17 protein-coding genes are annotated in these 18,097 nt (G+C 59.8%); 11 read left to right on the top strand and 6 right to left on the bottom strand.

The window, feature by feature from the left end:
* The first annotated feature begins 85 nt into the window (after nucleotides 1-85).
* The 4 genes from QN397_RS24990 to QN397_RS24975 all read left to right on the top strand — a co-directional run bounded on the left by QN397_RS24990 (nucleotide 86) and on the right by QN397_RS24975 (nucleotide 2,766).
* The gene (locus QN397_RS24990; protein WP_323502281.1) at nucleotides 86-580 is read left to right on the top strand and encodes a hypothetical protein; all 495 of its coding nucleotides are present in this window, start codon (nucleotides 86-88) and stop codon (nucleotides 578-580) included.
* 37 nt (nucleotides 581-617) lie between these two features.
* On the top strand, nucleotides 618-1,490 hold the full coding sequence (locus QN397_RS24985) for a hypothetical protein (RefSeq protein ID WP_323499609.1): 873 nt from the start codon (nucleotides 618-620) through the stop codon (nucleotides 1,488-1,490).
* Nucleotides 1,491-1,797: 307 nt separating this feature from the next.
* Complete coding sequence (locus tag QN397_RS24980; protein WP_323499608.1) at nucleotides 1,798-2,058, top strand: hypothetical protein; 261 nt, start codon at nucleotides 1,798-1,800, stop codon at nucleotides 2,056-2,058.
* A gap of 87 nt (nucleotides 2,059-2,145) precedes the next feature.
* A complete protein-coding gene (locus QN397_RS24975) occupies nucleotides 2,146-2,766 on the top strand; it encodes a hypothetical protein (RefSeq protein ID WP_323499607.1) in 621 nt (206 codons plus the stop codon).
* Between the two features lie 111 nt (nucleotides 2,767-2,877).
* Here QN397_RS24975 and QN397_RS24970 read toward each other — a convergent pair whose 3' ends face one another.
* Nucleotides 2,878-3,567: a DUF6988 family protein gene (locus tag QN397_RS24970; RefSeq protein WP_323499606.1), complete on the bottom strand. Its 690-nt coding sequence runs from the start codon at nucleotides 3,565-3,567 to the stop codon at nucleotides 2,878-2,880.
* 223 nt (nucleotides 3,568-3,790) lie between these two features.
* Entirely contained in the window at nucleotides 3,791-5,326 is a 1,536-nt protein-coding gene (locus QN397_RS24965) for a recombinase family protein (RefSeq protein ID WP_323502280.1), read from the bottom strand.
* A 196-nt stretch (nucleotides 5,327-5,522) separates the two neighbouring features.
* On the opposite strand from QN397_RS24965, the gene QN397_RS24960 reads away from it, so the two are divergent.
* On the top strand, nucleotides 5,523-5,885 hold the full coding sequence (locus QN397_RS24960) for a hypothetical protein (protein WP_323502279.1): 363 nt from the start codon (nucleotides 5,523-5,525) through the stop codon (nucleotides 5,883-5,885).
* A 59-nt stretch (nucleotides 5,886-5,944) separates the two neighbouring features.
* Here the strand turns inward: QN397_RS24960 and QN397_RS24955 are convergent, their stop codons facing one another.
* On the bottom strand, nucleotides 5,945-6,625 hold the full coding sequence (locus QN397_RS24955) for a recombinase family protein (protein ID WP_323502278.1): 681 nt from the start codon (nucleotides 6,623-6,625) through the stop codon (nucleotides 5,945-5,947).
* A gap of 278 nt (nucleotides 6,626-6,903) precedes the next feature.
* Between QN397_RS24955 and QN397_RS24950 the strand changes: the two genes are divergently transcribed.
* Nucleotides 6,904-7,305 (top strand): hypothetical protein, encoded by a 402-nt coding sequence (locus QN397_RS24950; protein WP_323502277.1) that lies wholly within the window; start codon nucleotides 6,904-6,906, stop codon nucleotides 7,303-7,305.
* 469 nt (nucleotides 7,306-7,774) lie between these two features.
* On the opposite strand, the gene QN397_RS24945 is transcribed toward QN397_RS24950, so the two are convergent.
* Nucleotides 7,775-8,533, bottom strand: coding sequence for an IclR family transcriptional regulator (locus QN397_RS24945; protein WP_323502275.1), 759 nt, complete (start codon nucleotides 8,531-8,533; stop codon nucleotides 7,775-7,777).
* Between the two features lie 115 nt (nucleotides 8,534-8,648).
* On the opposite strand from QN397_RS24945, the gene QN397_RS24940 reads away from it, so the two are divergent.
* From QN397_RS24940 to QN397_RS24920, 5 genes are all read left to right on the top strand, one after another.
* A complete protein-coding gene (locus tag QN397_RS24940) occupies nucleotides 8,649-9,608 on the top strand; it encodes a Bug family tripartite tricarboxylate transporter substrate binding protein (RefSeq protein ID WP_323502274.1) in 960 nt (319 codons plus the stop codon).
* 103 nt (nucleotides 9,609-9,711) lie between these two features.
* Nucleotides 9,712-11,700, top strand: coding sequence for an NAD(P)/FAD-dependent oxidoreductase (locus tag QN397_RS24935; protein WP_323502273.1), 1,989 nt, complete (start codon nucleotides 9,712-9,714; stop codon nucleotides 11,698-11,700).
* 32 nt (nucleotides 11,701-11,732) lie between these two features.
* Nucleotides 11,733-12,917, top strand: a complete 1,185-nt coding sequence (locus QN397_RS24930) for a CoA transferase (RefSeq protein WP_323502272.1) — start codon at nucleotides 11,733-11,735, stop codon at nucleotides 12,915-12,917.
* The gene (locus QN397_RS24925; RefSeq protein ID WP_323502270.1) at nucleotides 12,918-13,793 is read left to right on the top strand and encodes a patatin-like phospholipase family protein; all 876 of its coding nucleotides are present in this window, start codon (nucleotides 12,918-12,920) and stop codon (nucleotides 13,791-13,793) included.
* A 452-nt stretch (nucleotides 13,794-14,245) separates the two neighbouring features.
* Complete coding sequence (locus tag QN397_RS24920; protein ID WP_323502269.1) at nucleotides 14,246-14,680, top strand: hypothetical protein; 435 nt, start codon at nucleotides 14,246-14,248, stop codon at nucleotides 14,678-14,680.
* A 172-nt stretch (nucleotides 14,681-14,852) separates the two neighbouring features.
* On the opposite strand, the gene QN397_RS24915 is transcribed toward QN397_RS24920, so the two are convergent.
* Both QN397_RS24915 and QN397_RS24910 read right to left on the bottom strand, forming a co-directional pair.
* The gene (locus QN397_RS24915) at nucleotides 14,853-15,470 is read right to left on the bottom strand and encodes a hypothetical protein (RefSeq protein ID WP_323502267.1); all 618 of its coding nucleotides are present in this window, start codon (nucleotides 15,468-15,470) and stop codon (nucleotides 14,853-14,855) included.
* The coding region (locus QN397_RS24910; RefSeq protein WP_323502266.1) for an AAA domain-containing protein at nucleotides 15,467-18,097 on the bottom strand (2,631 nt) is incomplete at its 5' end. The genes QN397_RS24915 and QN397_RS24910, both read right to left, overlap by 4 nt.

The raw sequence follows: 18,097 nt of genomic DNA, 5'->3' as shown, positions 1-18,097 counted from the left end.
GGCAACTCGCCAGTCAAGCCACCACGGTGGCGGCCTGACTTAAACCAATCAGCCTCCACGAATCCCGGGGCGATTCAACCCGCAGTTGGATTTGTTAAAGGAATCGGAAAGCGGCATCTGGCACTTCTGGATAACGACTGAGACCGACGGTGATGATGGCATCGACAAGACGGTCAAGAAGGACAGTTCAAAACGCAAAGTTCCGATTCATCAAATGCTGATGGACGCTGGCTTCCTTGTGTATCTGAAGCGCATGCAGGCAGCAGGGGTGAAGCGTCTTTTTCCGGAGTGGGAGCCTTCACGAAAAAGGGCTTCGCCCGCCGCGGAAAAGTGGTTCTGCGCTCTGCTGGAAAGCATGGAGTTGCGTGATGAGACTCCAGGCAAACGGATTGTTGGCATGCATGCGTTCCGTTCTACATTGCTGCACCGTGCTAAAAATTCCTCGCCGCGCCTCGATGCCGGTGAAATCACGGGCCATGTTGGTCATGTGAGCGAAGTTCAGCGCGGATACGAAGGTCAACTGGAACTGCTGAACAAACAGAAGCTGCTTGAGGCGATTGACTTCAAGTTCGTACTTTGAGGCTGCTTCACCATCGGTTTGCCCGAGAAATGTGCTCATGCTGCTAAGAGAATTCAATCCGATAAAGATCCTTGCGAAAGTCTCAGTTGGCCAAGCGGAGAAATGGCAGCGTCTCGACCTTTTGCTGCGGCGTCAAACAGCGCAACAGTTGCGAGCGAGAAATGCGCACTGGCACGAACAGCCCACCGGGCTGGATAAGGCTATCGCGGTGTTGTGGGTTATTAACGAAGAATTCACTCGGCGAGGAATCGCTCCGGGCTGGCGGCAAGCACCTCAATTCGTGAAAGCGTTGCCACCACCTCCCCGCGCACCGCACAGCGATGGCACCCCTGGCCCGCTAGGGGAAACGTTGCGACGAAAGCTATTGCTCCGGTGGATCGACTTGGCTTGGCTTCGCCACGAGCTTGGCCCTGCCCATCAGACTAAGAAGGTGGCATGGCGTGGCGTTTTTTTGGCGAATGACGATCAAGCCTGGGCGGCCTTCGCGCGAGTCAACGCAGTCCAGTCAGCCGGAGGGGGTAAGGTCAGCACTCAGACTCCTTGGCAGACCTTAGCCTGGTTAAACGTTAGCAAGTTCGATAAATTGGCATTGGAAGGGCTCATTGACCGGGACGCAGGGGCGCTGAGGCAGAGCGCCCGGAATCGAGTCGAGGCGAAATATGAGCCGGCTGTCGAAGGACTAAAGGATCGAAAATTTCCGCTAACTCAGGAGCAGGTGGCTCAGCGCTTGATTTATTGCGAGGCGCTTGATCTTGCGCGCGGTAGCCCGACCGACGCGGCGCGCGCAGTGAGATGGATGACCGGAGAAACGATCACTCGTCAGAGCATGCATCAGATGAAGCTCAAGCTCACCGAGCAATGCGGCTTCAGGACACTAGCTTGGCGTGCACAGCCTAAAAGTCAGCACTGACTGGTTGCATTCCTCACCCCTCTTTCAGAGGGGTGGGGTTTCTCCGAGGAACGATGCAGCGCAAACCCGCATGTCTATTGGCTTGGCAGCGTATTGCATGCCTGACGACAGTACCTGACGGAAGGTGGGAGATCCAGTGAGGCAATCTGCCAAAAAACAATGCCTGAGAAGAACGGTTAGCAATGTCGGCGTCATGCATGCGGCAGTGATTTTTTGGCCGTCTTGTTGATCTTCATGTCTAACCTTGCGTGCCGGCAGCAGCGGAGCTTTGCGGTCGTCGTCGGCTGTCTAGATAACAAGGAACCTTATGGCGAAACCAAACGAGCCGTGCCGCTTTGTTGTCGTCGAGAGCTTCAAGCCGCCGGCTGCGTCGGGGCTTCACGGTGACGTCCATATTCGACCCGTGGCTGGTCATCAGCTGCCAACGACGCTGTTCGTCGAATGTTCAAAGAAGTTCTCAAAAGCCTACCCTGTCGGCACCAAAATCCGTATTCGCGCCAAGCCAACTGATCGGGAAGGCGGCGTGGAATACCTTTGCAGCTTCCACGGTGGGCGGTCGAGGTCTTGAAGTAGCCGGTCGTGATGCTGCAACCGGAGCGTCAGAGAAGCTGGCGAGAGAACACGGTGGCGATGTCAACAAGCAAGCTCGGTATCCATGCCCACCCAAAGTTTTTTTGAGACCGACTTCAGCGCCGACCTAAAAATGGCCGAGGCGTACAACACGCGGCGATCCCCGGTCGCACCGACTCGTCTGCGCACTGAGATTCAGCCGATGCCGTACGAGGGCCGTATCGGTGCGCCACTGACTTGGCTGCTGGCCAATCCCGGCTTCGATTCCTCGCCCGGCTATGCCTTTAACAACCCGCCGCCATCCACGGAGGGATGGGCTCTGCAGAGCTTGGCGCCAGACTACCGGTCGGGTTACGGAAAGTGGACTTGGGACCGTCTACGCGAACTCCGTCATGAACTTGGCGACCAGCATGTCAGCAACCACGTGCTCGCGGTGCAAATGTGCCCTTGGGCGTCTGAGTCGTTCGACGCCAAGTTGCGGCTGCCGTCACGGGGCCTAGCTCGCAAACTAGTGCTACACCAACTGGAAATCGGCTCGAAGTTTGTCCTGGTGCGGAGTGAAGCTGCTTGGCGCGAGTTGGTTCCGGAACTTGCAAATGTGACCGTCGCTCGGACGGCGCATCCGCTTACCGCGCATCTTTCGAGAGGCAACTTGGGGACGCATTGGGACTCGGTTCTTACGGCTGCGTCTGGGCATATCAGCTGACGGCTGAACTTCCAAATCCCAGTACCTAGCTTTCTCAATTTCTGCCCCCGGGCCGTCAGCCCGATCAGGTTTCTTACTACACGCTGTTGCGTCTGAGCTTGGGGGACAGGTTCATTTCTGCAACACGATCGTCATTTCAGGAAGGACGTCCCGGAACTCAATAAGCATTGCGTTAAGGCGCGCCATTCGCATCCCGCCGTCGTCCACTAAGACCGCGAACAGAGCTGACGTCATGGTCGAGATCGCGTTCGAGGTTTCAATGACCTGCAACATCAAATGCAAAGGAAAGCCGTCGCTTTGGTGCTTCAGCGGCTGGAAGCCGCCATGGATGAACGAATTGAGACCGTGGCGCAGAACGTCGTCGACCCGGCTCAGCTCGTCCAACAGTGCGTGCGGTACCGAGCAGTCTTCCTTGCGCAGTGCCTTGAACATCTTGCTATAGCTAGCGAGTTGGCGTGCTTGGACGTCGGCCTCGATAGTGATTTCACGTTCCAGCGCCTCAATCTCCTGCTCTGTCGCGGCATAGATCGCCCAAGCGCCTCGAAGCATGGACTCGAACTGCATGCGAAGGATTGCCGTCGCGGTGTTCGGATTGCCTCGCGCCACTAGGGTCAGCACAGAATCGCCGTGCTCCATCGATAGGCCGGCCGAGGCAAGTCCAACATTAGTACCCATCAGATTTAGCAGTACCACGTCGTCGCAGGCCAGCGCCAATATCTCTGACATCGCCTCATGCAACTGCCCGGACCGTTCGAGAGCCCGTTCAACGAGCTGATCAGATTGAACAGGAAAAGAGAGCATTTTGGTCGAGGGACGGAAGGTTGAGACTGTGGCACAGCTTTTCGCTGCAAGCATCTGCTCGCAAACCGCGGACCTTGGTGCCAATCACCTACAGCTTGACCATCATCGATCGAGTTCCTACCAGCTATGCAACGCACCTTGAAAAGTAGAGACTCCAGAGCCCGTGAGGAAGTTCACTGCAGCCCTCGGCTTGGACCCTAAGCGTCTGTGCGGCGTAGCGAACCTACCGTCCAAACCACGCGAGCGTCCGCAAAATCTCCAGCGATTGGCAGTGATAGGGTTCGAGCGTGGGCGAGTCGTCGGCAGTGAGCTGCCAAGTGGTTTTGATCGGTGTTTGCGGCAGCAGATAAAAATCCTTCCCCACCAGGTTGCATGGGGCCATGCGCACCACCACGGTCACATCGGCTTCCCGCTGGCGCAGATCGGGCAAGTGCCAGAAACGCAAGCCGTCTGCCCGCAACCGGCATCGCATCAGAAAGACACCAAGGGTCCAGGAAGCGTTCACACGCATGGTGGGTGAGCCTTCGGCATGTTCGATTTGTGCACCGCTCGCGATCATTCGTTGCGCCAGGCGATCCGCAAAACTGCGGCGCTCGTTGCGAAGCAGGCGGTTCTCTTCGACCCAGCCACTCTGCTTGCCGCCCGAAATCCCTGCGCGCTGGTAAGCCGAATGCATTTTGCCGAAGTGGACCCGGTAGGTGGCAGAGCACGGCATGTCCGTTTGCTGGTCGATCACGGCGCCGGTAAGTTTGCCGACACGGGCATGCAGGTCTCTGAGCTTTTGCAGCATCTGCTCGTCGGTGATCTTGAGACGTGCAAATCGCGCTGCGGCCAGCGCGAACACAGCGGGTTCGATCAGCGGCGTGAAGAGCTTCTCGGCATGGATCCAAAGTGCTGGGTCGTTGCGCGTGTCGCTCTTCCTCAGCTTGAAGGAGCGCCGGTTGAACGTGTTCTTGCCCAGATAGCGCTCGTTGGTGAGAACCCGGTGCACGGCCTGGCGGCTCCAGGGCTGCCCGAGATGATCAAGCGAACCGGTGACGTTCAAGGCGGCTGCGATCGCTTCTTCCGACTCGAGGCGTTCCGTAAAAGCAGCATAGATCCACCGGATGGTGCGAATCTCCCTGAGAGGGCCTTTGACCAGCACGACACGATCATCCAGCAATCCCTTGCGCTCGCCGGGTGCGAGGAGCTGTTTGCGATTGCCGCGCACGTCGACCACCTGGCGCCGCAGGCCATAGCCGGGCGGCCCGCCTTGAAAGAACCCCATGGCTGCCAGCCGGCTCTGCGCTGCGAACACTTTCTCCGAAAGCACCCGGCTGTACTCGCCGTCCATATATCGACGCAGATTCTTCAACAACGCGGCAGTAGGGCTGCCGTCATTTTCAAAAGATTCAGTGCAGTAGATGACCCGTATGCCCGCGCGCTTGCACATGTATTCGTAGTGCGCGCTCTCGTCGAGATCCTGGAAGCGACCCCATCGACTGATGTCGTATACCAGCACGGCCGTGAAGACAGCGTCACCGCGCTGAACGTCGATGAGAAGCTCCAGGAACCCGTTGCGGCCGGAAGCGTCCAGTCCGCTTTTGCCCTCGTCAACATAGCGTCTGACAATCCGCATCGCATGGTCTTCGGCATAGCGCTGCGTGGCAGCGGCTTGGTGACCGATCGAGAACGACTGCCGGTCGGTGGACATCCGCAGGTATTCGGCGACGCAAGTCAGTGGTTGAGATGCAGCGCCAACATCAAGGATCGCAGCCATAGTTAGCCCCGGAGTGGATGCGTCAGTATGTGCTTTGAGGGTCGGAAAAGGTCGGCGGTGCCGTTCGTTGATAGCAAGCGGTACCGCCGCTGGATCACTGGTGGACGTTATCGCATCAAGCTCAGTAAGTTTGGTTGGGTCCGACACCTGAGGGGAATCATGAAGGTCTGCATGTCGCAGTCACCGAAAGCAATTCATGAATACAACCTTCACCTCCATCGGTTCGCTCGTCGAAGCCCATCAGGCCCATCTCGGGTTCTCCGATGAATATCTGGCAATGGCGCTCGACTACCAGCAGAGCAATGTGGTCACACTAATCAAGAACGGGACGATGCGCCTCCCGCTGATCAAGGTGCCTGCGCTCGCCAAGGTCCTGTGCGTCGATGCACAAGTAGTTCTGCAGCTGGCGATGGCCGAGACGACGCCCGGCCTGTACGAGATGATCGAGCAGATCGTGAACCCTCTCGCGTTACGCGAGCATGAAGTCGGCCTGATCAAGCATTGCCGGAAACTGGCAGGCAACAAGCTGACGACCTTCATCGTAGTCGACGCTAACTAGCCGCCAACGTCGCCAGCTAATGCGGCATGGTTCACTATGGGCTGCCGCTAACCTTGCAGCTACCGCCCAACTTCGAGGCGTGCTGCAATCAACCTTTGTATTGACCGTCGGTGCACACCGAAGCGCGCGGCTACTGCCGTTAGCGTTTCGCCCAGATCGACGAGTCGTAGAGCCTCGGTGACCGCTGCTGGATCGCGTAGCGCGGCAGCGGCGGGTCGGCCCAGCTTCACGCCACCGAGCCTCGCCTGCTCCAGGCTCCCGGTCGCACGATCGCTTCGCATGTCTTGATCAAGTTTTGCCAACGCCCGAAGCATCGCGAAGGCTGTCCTGTAATGAACTTCCAGGATTATTGGATTCAACGTGCGACAGTGGGTCTCGATTTTCCGCGCCCACAAAGTTTCCAACGTGAGCAAAACATCGGCCGCGCTGCAGCCGAGTGCTGACAAGCCTCGGCAGGAGAGGACGTCCCCAGGTCCAAGACGACCTAGAAGTTGCAGGAACCCCGGTCGCTGCAGCCCAGGCACGTGCAGCCTCCCAACTTCAAACGTCATGTTCGCAGCGTGGATCAGATACTGCGGCCCCACCGAGTTGGCGATGGCTTCCGACCTGTGTTGAGTACCGCTGTAATCGTAGAAGTATCGCGTTCGATGCATCAAAAACCGGTTTTCATGATTAGGGGCGAAAGCCAGGGCGAAAAGACATGACAGCTTTTCTGCCCCGCTGACGCGGAAGAACAGCATGTGAGACGGGCCTGACGGCCCGATAAGCCTCGTATAAGCGCAATTCGTAGAAACGGTGCCAAGGTAGCCAGGCGCTAAAAAATGCCGTCACGGCCCTAAAAACAGCGCAACGTTTCTTGGCAGAAACCTAGAACCTGCTGCGCCAATAAGTGCTTCAACCAACAGGAGCAACTACATGAAACCACGTACAGAAATCGTCTCGGCTCAGCAGAACGGCAATGCGTTCAACCTTTTTTCCTAATCCCAGCGGAGCAAGACTCCGCATACGAAAGTTTCACATGACCAAAGCAGAAAAAAACGTTGAACGAGCCCAATGCCTGGCTCAGTACAAAACTATCGTTGGCCTCCAGCGTGAGGTGATGGTGTGCACGCTGCTGAGCGTGAAGTTGCAAAGAGACATGTTCACATCGAACAGAGAGGTTCTCGCAGTTCACGAGAGTGGTGTAGCACTGAGCGAACGAAGCATCGCCGTGGTACGCGGCTTCTTGCCAACGGCGCCCGCGGAGGAGTTGATCGCATTGTTGCGGCGCTGTGTTTCCACTGAAGCCACACACGAAACGTTGATGGAAATGATTGCCGGGAACGCCGCAGCAAAAGCTCAATTTGAAGCCACGTCTGTCAAGGTGCGCTTGGTCGCAGAACGATTGGAAGCAATGGAATCCAGCCCCGCGGCAATCTAAAGCAAAAAACGTTTTGCCCGAGAAGAAAATTTTCGTTCGATTTCGGACGGTATCGAGCAGACCCAGTCCCGCTGATAGACAACGCGCCTGACCACCGTGGTTGCGGCGCAGGTCCTTCGCTGGGGCAGCCGTGGTGTCGAGCTTGCTAGCGCGCTCAGGTTGGGTATTCGATACCTTCGGCAACCATACCAATTTTGCGCTCAGCCGATGTGGGGCAAGTGGGATAGCGCACCAGCAATTTGCTGGTCGATCCGAAGGCCATTTTGCATACGGCTAGGTATTCATAAGGCTCTAGGACGCGCCGTCAAGCCTGCGCGCCTTGCGGTGAGCCTGATGACCTTGTACCCCCTGCAGCCGAATGAAGCGGATCGAGGCCCTTGCCGCCGTTTTTTCTGGCGCCTGGACGAGAGTGCTTATAGGTGGCCGAGACCCGAATATCGACCACGCGCTCGACTGCGAGCGTTGATCGCTAGGCGGTCGGGTTGAAGCCTGCTGACCGCACCTCTTCAGATATCAGCTGTGCGATCCAGCGCTTGCGCTCGGCCGGCACCCTGCTCGAGATCGCCGCAATGCTGATCGCAGCGTGGCCGCCGCTGGTGATCTCGAAGCTCATTCCCACTCCGCCCACGCCTTCCGTCACCAACCCATCCGTCATCGCACACCCTTGCTTGCGCGTCTGAGCCACGTGCCGCTTGAGCTGCGGCAGGGTCGGCCCACCGGGCTCGAACTCGTCACGGTGGCGCGCGTACAGCGACTCGATCTGATCGTCTTCCAGCCGCGAAAGCAAGGTCATGCCGGCCGAGCCGATGCCCAGCACCCGCATGCCGCCGATCTGCAGCACCATGGCCTTCACCGGAAAGGCGCCTTCCTCGCAGTGCAGGCAATGGGCATAGTCGCCATTGCGCACCACCAGGAACACCGTGTCCTCGGTACGCCGCGCCAGCCGCTGCATCACCGGGCGGCATGCCTCCAATAGCGGTGCCTGATTCATGGCGGCCAGTCCCAGTTGCATGGCCTGAAGACCCAACCGGTAAACCTTGCGCGCATCGCGCTCGACGAAGCCGGCCTCGACCAGGCTGGATACGAGCCGGTAGGCCGTGGCGCGATCCAGCGTTGCTTCGTCAGCGAGAGCGCCGATGGTCACCCCTTGCGGGTGCAACCGCGCCACGTGCTGAAGCAAGGTCAAAGCACGAAATACAGTCTGCGCTCCCTTGGTCTTCGTCTGCATGCGCTACTGGGTTCTCAAAATTCACATAGTAAATGTTTGAGCTGAATGTGATTGCCATGTGATGAGGCATCCGATGAAATCAACCCTAACAACCGCATTCATACGGAGACAAAAAATGAAATCATTCCTAACCGGCCTCGTTGTTCTGGCGTCCGTGATTGCCGCGCCGGCAATGGCAGACACCTACCCGGCCAAGACCACCCGCCTGATCGTCGGCTACACCGCAGGCGGTGCGTCCGACGTGATCGGGCGCCTGATCGCCAACGAGCTCAGCAACATGAACGGCAAGCCGGTCATCGTGGAGAACCGGCCCGGTGTCGGCGGCATGCTGGGATTGAACGTCGTTGCCACCAGCCCGCCCGATGGCTACGTTCTGGGCGTGGCCGTGAGCGGCACCATGGTGACCGGACCGCACCTTCAGAAGAACACACCGTATGACCCGCTGACTGCCTTTGAGCCGATCAGCATGGTGGCCAAAGCGCCAATGGTGATGCTGGCATCTCCGTCTGTCGCCGATCCGACGGTGCGCGGGTTCGTCAAGGAAGCGAAGGACAAGCCGGGCGAGCTGATGTTCGCTTCCGGCGCGCAGGCGTTCGAGCTGGCGATGCAGCTGTTCAATGCCAAGGCAGGCGTGAAGATCGGCTCCGTCACCTACCCCGGCGGCGGCCAGGCTGCCATGGACGTGATGGCCGGCCGCGTGCCGATCATGGTGGACACCATCGGCGCTCAGCAGGCCAACATCAAGGCCGGCAAGCTGAAGGCGGTCGCGGTGCTCGACAGCAAACGCTCATCCGTGCTGCCCGACGTGCCGACCGTCGCAGAGGCCGGTGTTCCCGGATACGAGGCGGTGGGCTGGGTCGGCATCGTCGCGCCCAAGGGCACACCGAAGGACATCGTCGCCAAGCTGAACACGCAGCTGCGCACCATCATGGCCATGCCGGCCATCAACGAGAAGCTCACGCTGCTCGGATTCGAGCCGAGCACCGGCACACCCCAGGCGTTCGACCAGACCATCCACACCGAGTACGCCAAGTGGGGCGAGGTCGTCAAAACCTCCGGCATCGCCGCGCAGTAACCCTCGAGGCCGCCCGCCGCGGCCTCCTCACCAGCGACAGTCCTCCGGACGGCAGCAGTTGTTTGCGCCGTGAGGCGTCGTCGCGTGAATTTGAAAGCACCTGATGACCCAAACCAATCTTCATGCTCCCGACGCCGCCTGGGAGCAGGCCCTCGTCGACTCCTTGCCGACGGCCAACGTACCCACGCTGCTGATGGTCCTGACGCATCTGACTGGCGACAAGCGCTGGCTGTCCGAGCGTTACCAATGCTCGCGCATCCGCGGCCTGGATGACAACGATTCGGGCGGTCTCGACGAGGCCGTTCAGGAGGAAATCCGCGATGCGGCACGAACCGCAGTCGTTCAGTGGAAGCGAGGCGAGGCACCTGTGCTGCCGGCACCGTTGCACACGGATTGCGTCGACATGCTGCGTACCAGCATCGGCGAGCCCGTGCCCGACTTGTATGGACCCATGGTCGCCGCAGGGCTGGGTGTGGAACCGGATTTCGCCATCGACCAGGTGGGCCGGTTCGCCGTGCCGGAAGGCTACAAGGTCGTCGTGATCGGGGCCGGCGTGGCCGGGCTGTGCGCTGCCATTCGATTGCAGGGCGCAGGCATCCCTTATGTGCTGATCGAGAAGAACGCTGAGGTTGGCGGTACCTGGTACGAGAACCGATATCCAGGCGCAGGCGTCGACACCCCGAACCACATCTACTCCTACTCGTTCGCAAAGCACGACTGGTCGCGTTACTTCGCGCTGCAAGGCGAAATCCAGGATTACTTTGAAGGGGTTGCTGACCGTTTCGCAGTGCGTCAGAACATCCGCTTCAACACCCGTGTCGAATCAGCCCGCTATGACGAATCCACGATGCGCTGGACCGTCCAGACGACGGATGCGGCCGGTAATGCTGAGGCCCTGCAGGCCGATCTGGTCATCGGCGCGGTCGGTCTGCTCAACGTCCCAAAAATGCCGGCCATCAAGGGCCTCGACAAGTTCAAGGGCGCCTGTTTCCACACCGCACGCTGGCCAGAAGGGTTGGATGTGTCGGGCAAAAAGGTTGCGGTGATCGGCAACGGCGCGAGCGCCATGCAGGTGGTGCCGGCCATCGCCAACAAGGTGAAGTCCCTCACGGTCTTCCAGAGGTCCAAGCAGTGGGCCGCTCCCTTCGAGAAGTTCCAGCAACCTGTGGCCGAGGCCGCCCGGTTCCTGCTGCGCGAGGTCCCGTACTACCAGGCGTGGTACCGGCAGCGCCTGGCCTGGATCTTCAACGACCGCATTCACGGTTCGCTTCAGATCGACCCGCAGTGGCCGCATCCAGACAGGTCCATCAACAAGACCAACGACCGGCATCGCGAGCACTTCACCAACTACATCAAGGAAGAGCTGGGTGCGCGCCAGGAGTTGCTGCCGGACGTGCTGCCCGACTACCCGCCGTTCGGCAAGCGGATGCTGATGGACAACGGCTGGTATCGCACCATGGCGCGGGACCACGTGACGCTCGTCACTGGCAGCATCGCCGAAGTGACCGAGACCGAAATCGTCACCGACAAGGGCGAGCGTCATGAAGCGGACATCCTGGTGATCGCCACTGGCTTCGATGCGATCAACATGCTCGCGTCGTTCAAGCTCTTCGGCCGCGCTGGCAAGTCGGTGCGCGAGGTGTGGGACGCGCACGGGGCCGAAGCCTTCATGGGCGTCGTCATGCCCGACTTCCCGAACTTCTTCATGCTCGCCGGTCCCAACACTGCGCTCGGTCATGGCGGCAGCGTCGTGACGCTGATGGAAACGCAAATGAGCTACATCCTCAACCTGCTCCGACAGGCCATGGCGCAGAACAAGCAGCGCTTCGAGATCGAGGTGCGACGCGACCGTCACGACGCCTATAACGTGCGTGTGCAGGACGCCCACAGCCGGATGATCTGGACACACAAGGGCATGAGCAACTGGTACCGCAACGCGCAGGGCCGCGTGGTGGCGACGACGCCGTTCCGCAACGACGACTACTGGCACATGGCGCAGAAGGCCGATCTGTCCGACTACCGCGTTCGCACAACCGCTCAGCGACGTGAGCCTGAGCAGACCGCGGCAGTGGCCGAGGAGACGCAGCGATGAACGCTCCACGACACGCGGCGCCCGGTCCGCACATGCTCAGCGGCTTGCGCATCCTGGACCTTGGGACGATGGTCGCCGGACCGGTGGCCTGCACTCTGTTCGCCGATTTCGGGGCGGAAGTGATCAAGGTCGAAGTGCCCGACCGCGGCGACACGGTACGAGACCTCGGCCCCTTCGTCGACGGTGAATGCCTGTACTGGAGCGTGGAGGCACGCAACAAGAAGTCCATCACGCTGAACCTGCGCGAGCCCGAGGGCCAGGCGCTGCTGTGCAAGCTGGTGAAAGACGCCGACGCAGTGGTGGAGAACTTCCGGCCGGGCACGCTCGAGCAGTGGAACGTCGGCTACGAGGAGCTGAAAAAGCACAACCCCGACCTGATCATGTTGCGGGTCTCGGGTTTCGGGCAGACCGGCCCGTACCGCGAGCGCGCCGGCTATGACCGCATCGGTCTCGCGTTCGGTGGGCTGATGGGCATCACCGGCTACGCGGACCGCCCGCCCGTGCGCAGCGGGACGTCGACCGCCGACTACCAGACCGCGATCCTGGGTGCCTTCGGTCTAATGATGGCGATCTACCATCGCGACCTGCGCGGTGGTGGGGGGCAGGAGATCGACCTGTCCATGTACGAGTCGGTGATCCGCTTCACCGAAGTGCTCGTGCCGGAATACGACCGCCTCGGCGTGGTGCGCGAGCGCCGCGGCAACAAGCATTTCGCCGCAGCACCAGGTGAGCATTTCAGAACCAGCGATGGCCGCTATGTGATCCTGACCGTATCGGCCGATGCGGGCTTCCAGCGCCTCTGTGCCGCAATGGGCAGACCTGACCTTGCGGAAGATCCGCGCAACGCCAGTCACTCGAAGCGCTGGGAACATGTCGACGAACTCAATCGCGTAGTTGCCGACTGGATCGAGGGCCAGCCCGTTGAATCCCTCTGCAAGAGCCTCGACGACGCGAAGCTCGCCTATTCCTTCATCTACAGCATCGACGACATCATGAAGGACCCGCACTACGCGGCACGCGAGAGCATCGCCAGCGTCGACCACCCTCGGATCGGACCGGTGAAGATGGCCGGTGTGTTCCCGAAGTTCTCCAACATGCCGAGCAAGCCGATCGAGGCGGCTCCCGACCTGGGGCAGCACAACGCGGAAATCTACGGCGGCATGCTGGGCCTGACGGCTGACGAGCAGCGCGAGCTGGTGGCGCAGGGGATTATTTAGATGGACGTGCTGCCAGGCGGCGCGCTGTCGCCTGACCGATGCCTCGTGTTGGGCGGCGGTGGCGTGGCGGGCATCGCCTGGGAGATCGGTGTGATCGCAGGACTTGCACGCGGCGGCGTGATCCTTCAGGACGCAGATCTCTTTGTTGGCACCTCGGCAGGTTCAGTCGCCGGCGCCCAATTGGCGGGCGGCCTGGATGTCGAGCAACTGCTGATGCAGCAACTATCTCCACCGGCAGATTCGGTGGAGCAGTTCAGGCCGTACTCGCAAGCGGCCGCCGATGCGCAGAACGTGCTGCTGATGCAAAAGGTTGGGAACGATCTAACCAAGGCCCGTCAGCGCATCGGCTCCTATGCCTTGCGAAGCACGACACCGTCACTTGCGGAACGCCGCGAGATCATTGCGTCCCGGATGCTGTTTACAGCTTGGCCAGAACGAGCACTCAAGGTCGTCGCCGTGGATGTGATCTCCAGTGAACCTCGGGTGTTTGACAAGACCAGTGGCGTCGACCTGGTCGACGCGGTGGCGGCCAGCTGCGCTGTACCCGGCACTTGGCCGCCCGTGCCCCTGCAGGACGCCACATACATGGATGGCGGCATCTTCTCCATGACAAACGCCTGGGTGACCACAGGTGCGCGATGCGTCATGGTGCTTGCGCCTTTGGGCTACAGCGAGGGCAACCCGGTCAGCGGGCATCTGCGTGCCGAGGTGGATCGGCTGCGGGAAGTTGGCAGCCTGGTGGAGGTGATCGTGCCGGACGAGGAGTCGCTGCTAGGCATGGGGGAGAACGTGCTTGACCCAGCACGCCGAATGGCAGCTGCTACGGCTGGACTGGCGCAGGGTCTGCGGCTGTCGGATTTTGTCCGCCCTTGGTAATACTTGCGCAAAAAACTGCAAACGGCCGCGCAAAAACCGCACCCTGTCAGCTCAATCGTGCGCAAGAAGCTGATGTTGAGAGCCGGCGCACACGAAGAAATATCGTTTGATAACAATGACTTACAGGCTTTATCGCTGCTATTGTGCTTGTACCTGCATATCTAAATCGGTTTAGCGGCCGAACCGCAAGAAAATGCGCTATTGAGCCGCAAAACCCGTTGGATGACACCGCAAGATAATCGTTGTTTCCCTATTCCGGACCACTGGTACCTGCAGTAATCGGCGGGCCACTAACCGCAACGGACCACCGACTCAAATCAAGATCCATCCGGTTTCCGAGCAGAAGTTGCTCGCCGCTATCTATAAACAAAACGAGAGGTTGCAACCCGCGACCGCTCGCTAAATAGGTAGAGCAAATGACTGTTCAAAGATCTCAGGTAACGGCTTCCTTCATGGAACGCATCACAGCCAGGCAAGAAGAGCTCGGGCTCAGCGATGATGAGGTGGACAAGCAGGTCGGCGCGACGTCCGGTTTCAGTCTCGCAGCGATCAAGAAAAGTTCAAGGCAACTCGGACTGGACAACATCCCCAAGCTCGCCATCGCCCTGGAGTTCGACCCGGGAGACCTCCTGCGTCACGCGCTGCGCGAACGCGCACCAGAGCACCTGCAGCTGCTGGACCAGTACATGCACCCAAGCGGGCTGACCGCTCGTGAAGCCAACGTGCTGGCCCAGTACCGCAACTTGGTAAGGGACGAAGAGTCGGGACCGATCGTGTACGAGGTGACGACGCACCGGGCCATGATCATCGATTCGGTGCGTCGCGTGCCCCGTGCCGTTCAAGAACAGACGGTTCCGCCGAAGGACACGGACGCATCGCAGGTGTAAGCGCCAAGGCCGGTCCGACGGCCTTGGGGTCTTTAAACGAGAGCGATTCCTAGCCAAATCCAAATGTTCTGCTGCGCATCGGCTAGTTCCATCAGGCACAGGCGCCGTCGCAACGTCTACTCCGATACCGTGGGAGCCGCCATGAAACCATCGAGCGACTGCAAACAGCTTCTCACTTCAGAGTTGCGCTGCCCGATGGAAAGAAGTGGCGAGACCGCCGTAGCACTTCGTAAGCATCATTCGCCCGCGCAGCATCTTCCAGACGGCTCTGGGCTACAGACGGAGAGGTGTTCGGCAGCAGCGTCGGACATGACTGAGCAACAATTTTTCTTCTTGCTTCTTCCACCACCGCCCAAGAGACGTTGTCTTTGAGCTTCAGTGCAGCAACGGCTTGAGAAAGCGTGAGCGTTGGCTCGCGACTCGGCAAGACGAACCGAGAAGTGGCTTGTCGAGGTTTTGGCGAGGGCTCGGGATTCGGCAACGTGATGACGGGCGGGAGCTTCTCAAGAAAAACTGGAATGTTGACCGTGCCCGAGTCCAGCGGTACCAAGTCCAGTTGCTTTGAACTAGAAGTGCGCGTCGGTTCGTGGTCAGCCACGGGCGGTGGACTCACTCTTTCACCCAGAGCCGCGTGGGCGCTGGTTGCCCGTTTCAGCAAATCACGCGCTCTCTGTGTCTGGCGATTTGAAAGCTCATCCATAAGAACGAGGAGCCGCTGGTCATCGTTCTGACACTCGCTGAAGTACCGCACAAGCGAGTCCATCCCGAGTTGCATCAGCGGGCGAGTCATGCCGGCACCTCTTCATCGCCAATGTCCTCAGCCTTGCTTAGCTCCGCTGCTGCAGCATCGTCGTCGTTTGCCGCCTCTTCTTCAGTGTCGATGCCTAGTGGATCTGCGGTTTTGCTGAGCGTCCACACCGTGTTATCGACGGACTCTGAGCCTAGGGGCTCAATACCGAGTTCTTCCAATGTTTTGAGGAGATCAGCAAGTACCTCTTCCTTCCGGCGCGCAAAACTCGAAGCGAAGCACCGCCAGAAAGTCCATCCGGCGCGCTCCAGCACGCGCTGGCGTGTCATGTCGTCGCTCCACTGACCAGGGCCGTGGAATTGATCGCCGTCGCATTCGATAGCGAGTCTGCGTCCTTCGCTCCCTTCTACAACGAAGTCGATGCGGTAGCCACCGCAGGGGACCTGTGGCTGGACGCGGTAACCATGCTGCACTAGCGAATCAAACATCTCACGCTCAAAGCCTGACTCGCAGCGGTCTCTGAGATCCTGTACTAGGCGGGCGTCTTGCGTAAACGGCTGCCGGAAGTGCCGGATGAGCTTTGCATTAAGGGTCGAAGCGCCGTAATCCGCTTCATGGGTCGAGCGAAACAGGTACACGCGGTCGCGCGCGCGGGAAAGCGCCACGTTGAAGCGCTGCTCGATCTCCGCTCGTGACGCGGCTGCTTTGCTTCCAGGTGCCAACACCATTGAGACGAGCATGATGTCTCTCTCACGGCCCTGAAAGACGGGCGGCGGCCCGACAGCGATCTTGCGAGCAATGATGTCGACTGGTGAGATCCGGGCGTGAACCAGGCCATGAATGTGCGCTGCCTGCGCGCTGCCCAGGAGTGTGACGACGCCGATCGTGCGTCCTGACATGTCCGGGTTGGCCAGGATGTCCTCGATCTCGTTGACGATCGCGAGGGCTTCGGGCTCGTTGACGTCGCCATTGCGAAACCCGCCCTTGACATAGACGTCAATGAGCGGAGGGTCAAGGCGCTCTGTCGCTTTCGCTAGACGCAGCGGGCGAATGCCATTGTTGTAGAACTCCCTGTTCGAGAATTCGATGATGGCGGGCACACATCGGAAATGCTCCTTGAGCATGACCGAGTTGCCGGCAAAGACCACCCGAGCCAAGTCGTAGATCGACTTGTCCGGCGTCATCTCTGAACCGAAGGGCTGTTCGGCCAAGAACCGCCGGCTGATGTCCTTGATCTTCTCTTCAGCCATACCTACCGCAGAAGGCGATACCTGCTTGTCATCCCCGACAACCAGCAGCTTCTTGCCACGCAGCAGCGCTGGAAGCGCCCAGATGTCCGATTGGGACGCTTCATCGATCACGACCAGATCGAACAGGCCCACCTCGGACGGCAGCGTCTCAGACACGCGCCACTGGGGCAAAACCCAGCAAGGGACCGCTTGGTACGCGCGGCGCATTGCCTCACGGGCGGTCTTGCGATGCCTGATGGCACGTATACCCTTGCCAGTCCCCATCGATTGCACGGCGTTCAGGTAAGCCTGCAGGGCTTGTCTGATGCTCTCGGGGGAGTTTTGGTAGACACCGAGCCAAGTACGCTCTGCGACAAGCTCTTGGTAGGTTCGCGACAAAGCAGTCGTGAGTTGCTTGCGCTGCTCGAACAACTTCCGCATTCGGTGATGGCCATCGATCCGCTCAAGGAACAGGAATGCATGTCGCCAGTTCCAAGCGGCATGCCAGGTCGAAGGGCAATGTGGATCTGCGTCGCCCATCACGGCTTCATTGCGCAAGCGCGCACACCAGCGGGGAGCGCCAGCGTTCTCAATTGCAGTGGTTACCTGCCTGATGACCGCGAAATCCGAGCTGAGCGAATTCAGAGCTTTCAGCTCTTGCTGGAGCTGATGCCACTCTCGCTCAAGAGCCAGCTCTTCACCGATGCCCAGCCGACGAAGAAACGACTCGAGGTCGTTGACGACTTCGCCTGAATGTCCGTCGAGGATCGCCAGATAACCATCAACCTTCCCGCGGGCATATGCGAGCTTGCCCTTGGCAAGATGTGCCGCGAGCGCGTCTTGAATACGCTTAAGGGTCTCCGCCTTGTTCTCGAGGAATTGGTTGAGCACTTCCATCCCGAACGCAGCAGCAATAACATTCGGAAGTGGCTGGTCGAAGTCCTTGCTCAACTTTCGCGCGCTCGCAGTTGCCTGCGACCAACTGGAAAGCTGCCGAGCACCAGCTTCTAGGTCTGTCGTTGCAGTTCCAAGACCGAATTCCGTGGCGACGGTATTCCAACGAATGAGCAGGCGCTTGGTCTCGACCCGCCAGCGAACCAACTGAGCAACAGTTTTCCATTCAGCGGTGTTCTCAGGCGCGGCGTCAACCAGTCGGACCGCCGCGACAGTCTTGCGCGCATCGGCCTTGCCGAAGGGAAGTGCAAAGGCCGACTTTCCTTCCAACAGACGCTTAAGAGCCTCCATGAAGGCGTCGTCTGCTTCAGCGCCCGCAGGAAGGGTGATTGACTGTGCAAGCAACGCCCGGCGCTCTGTCTCCATCTTCGACGCTTGCGTGATCACTGCAGCGACCGCGCCCCCCAAGTGAGTATTCCGGTCGAACGTGACCGGTGATTCCGGCAACGTGACCGCCATTCCGGCGAACGTGACCGGCACGGCGGT

It is taken from the genome of Variovorax sp. RTB1 (assembly GCF_035018765.1).
GTDB lineage: Bacteria > Pseudomonadota > Gammaproteobacteria > Burkholderiales > Burkholderiaceae_C > Variovorax.
This window is presented reverse-complemented; position numbering and strand designations above follow the sequence as displayed.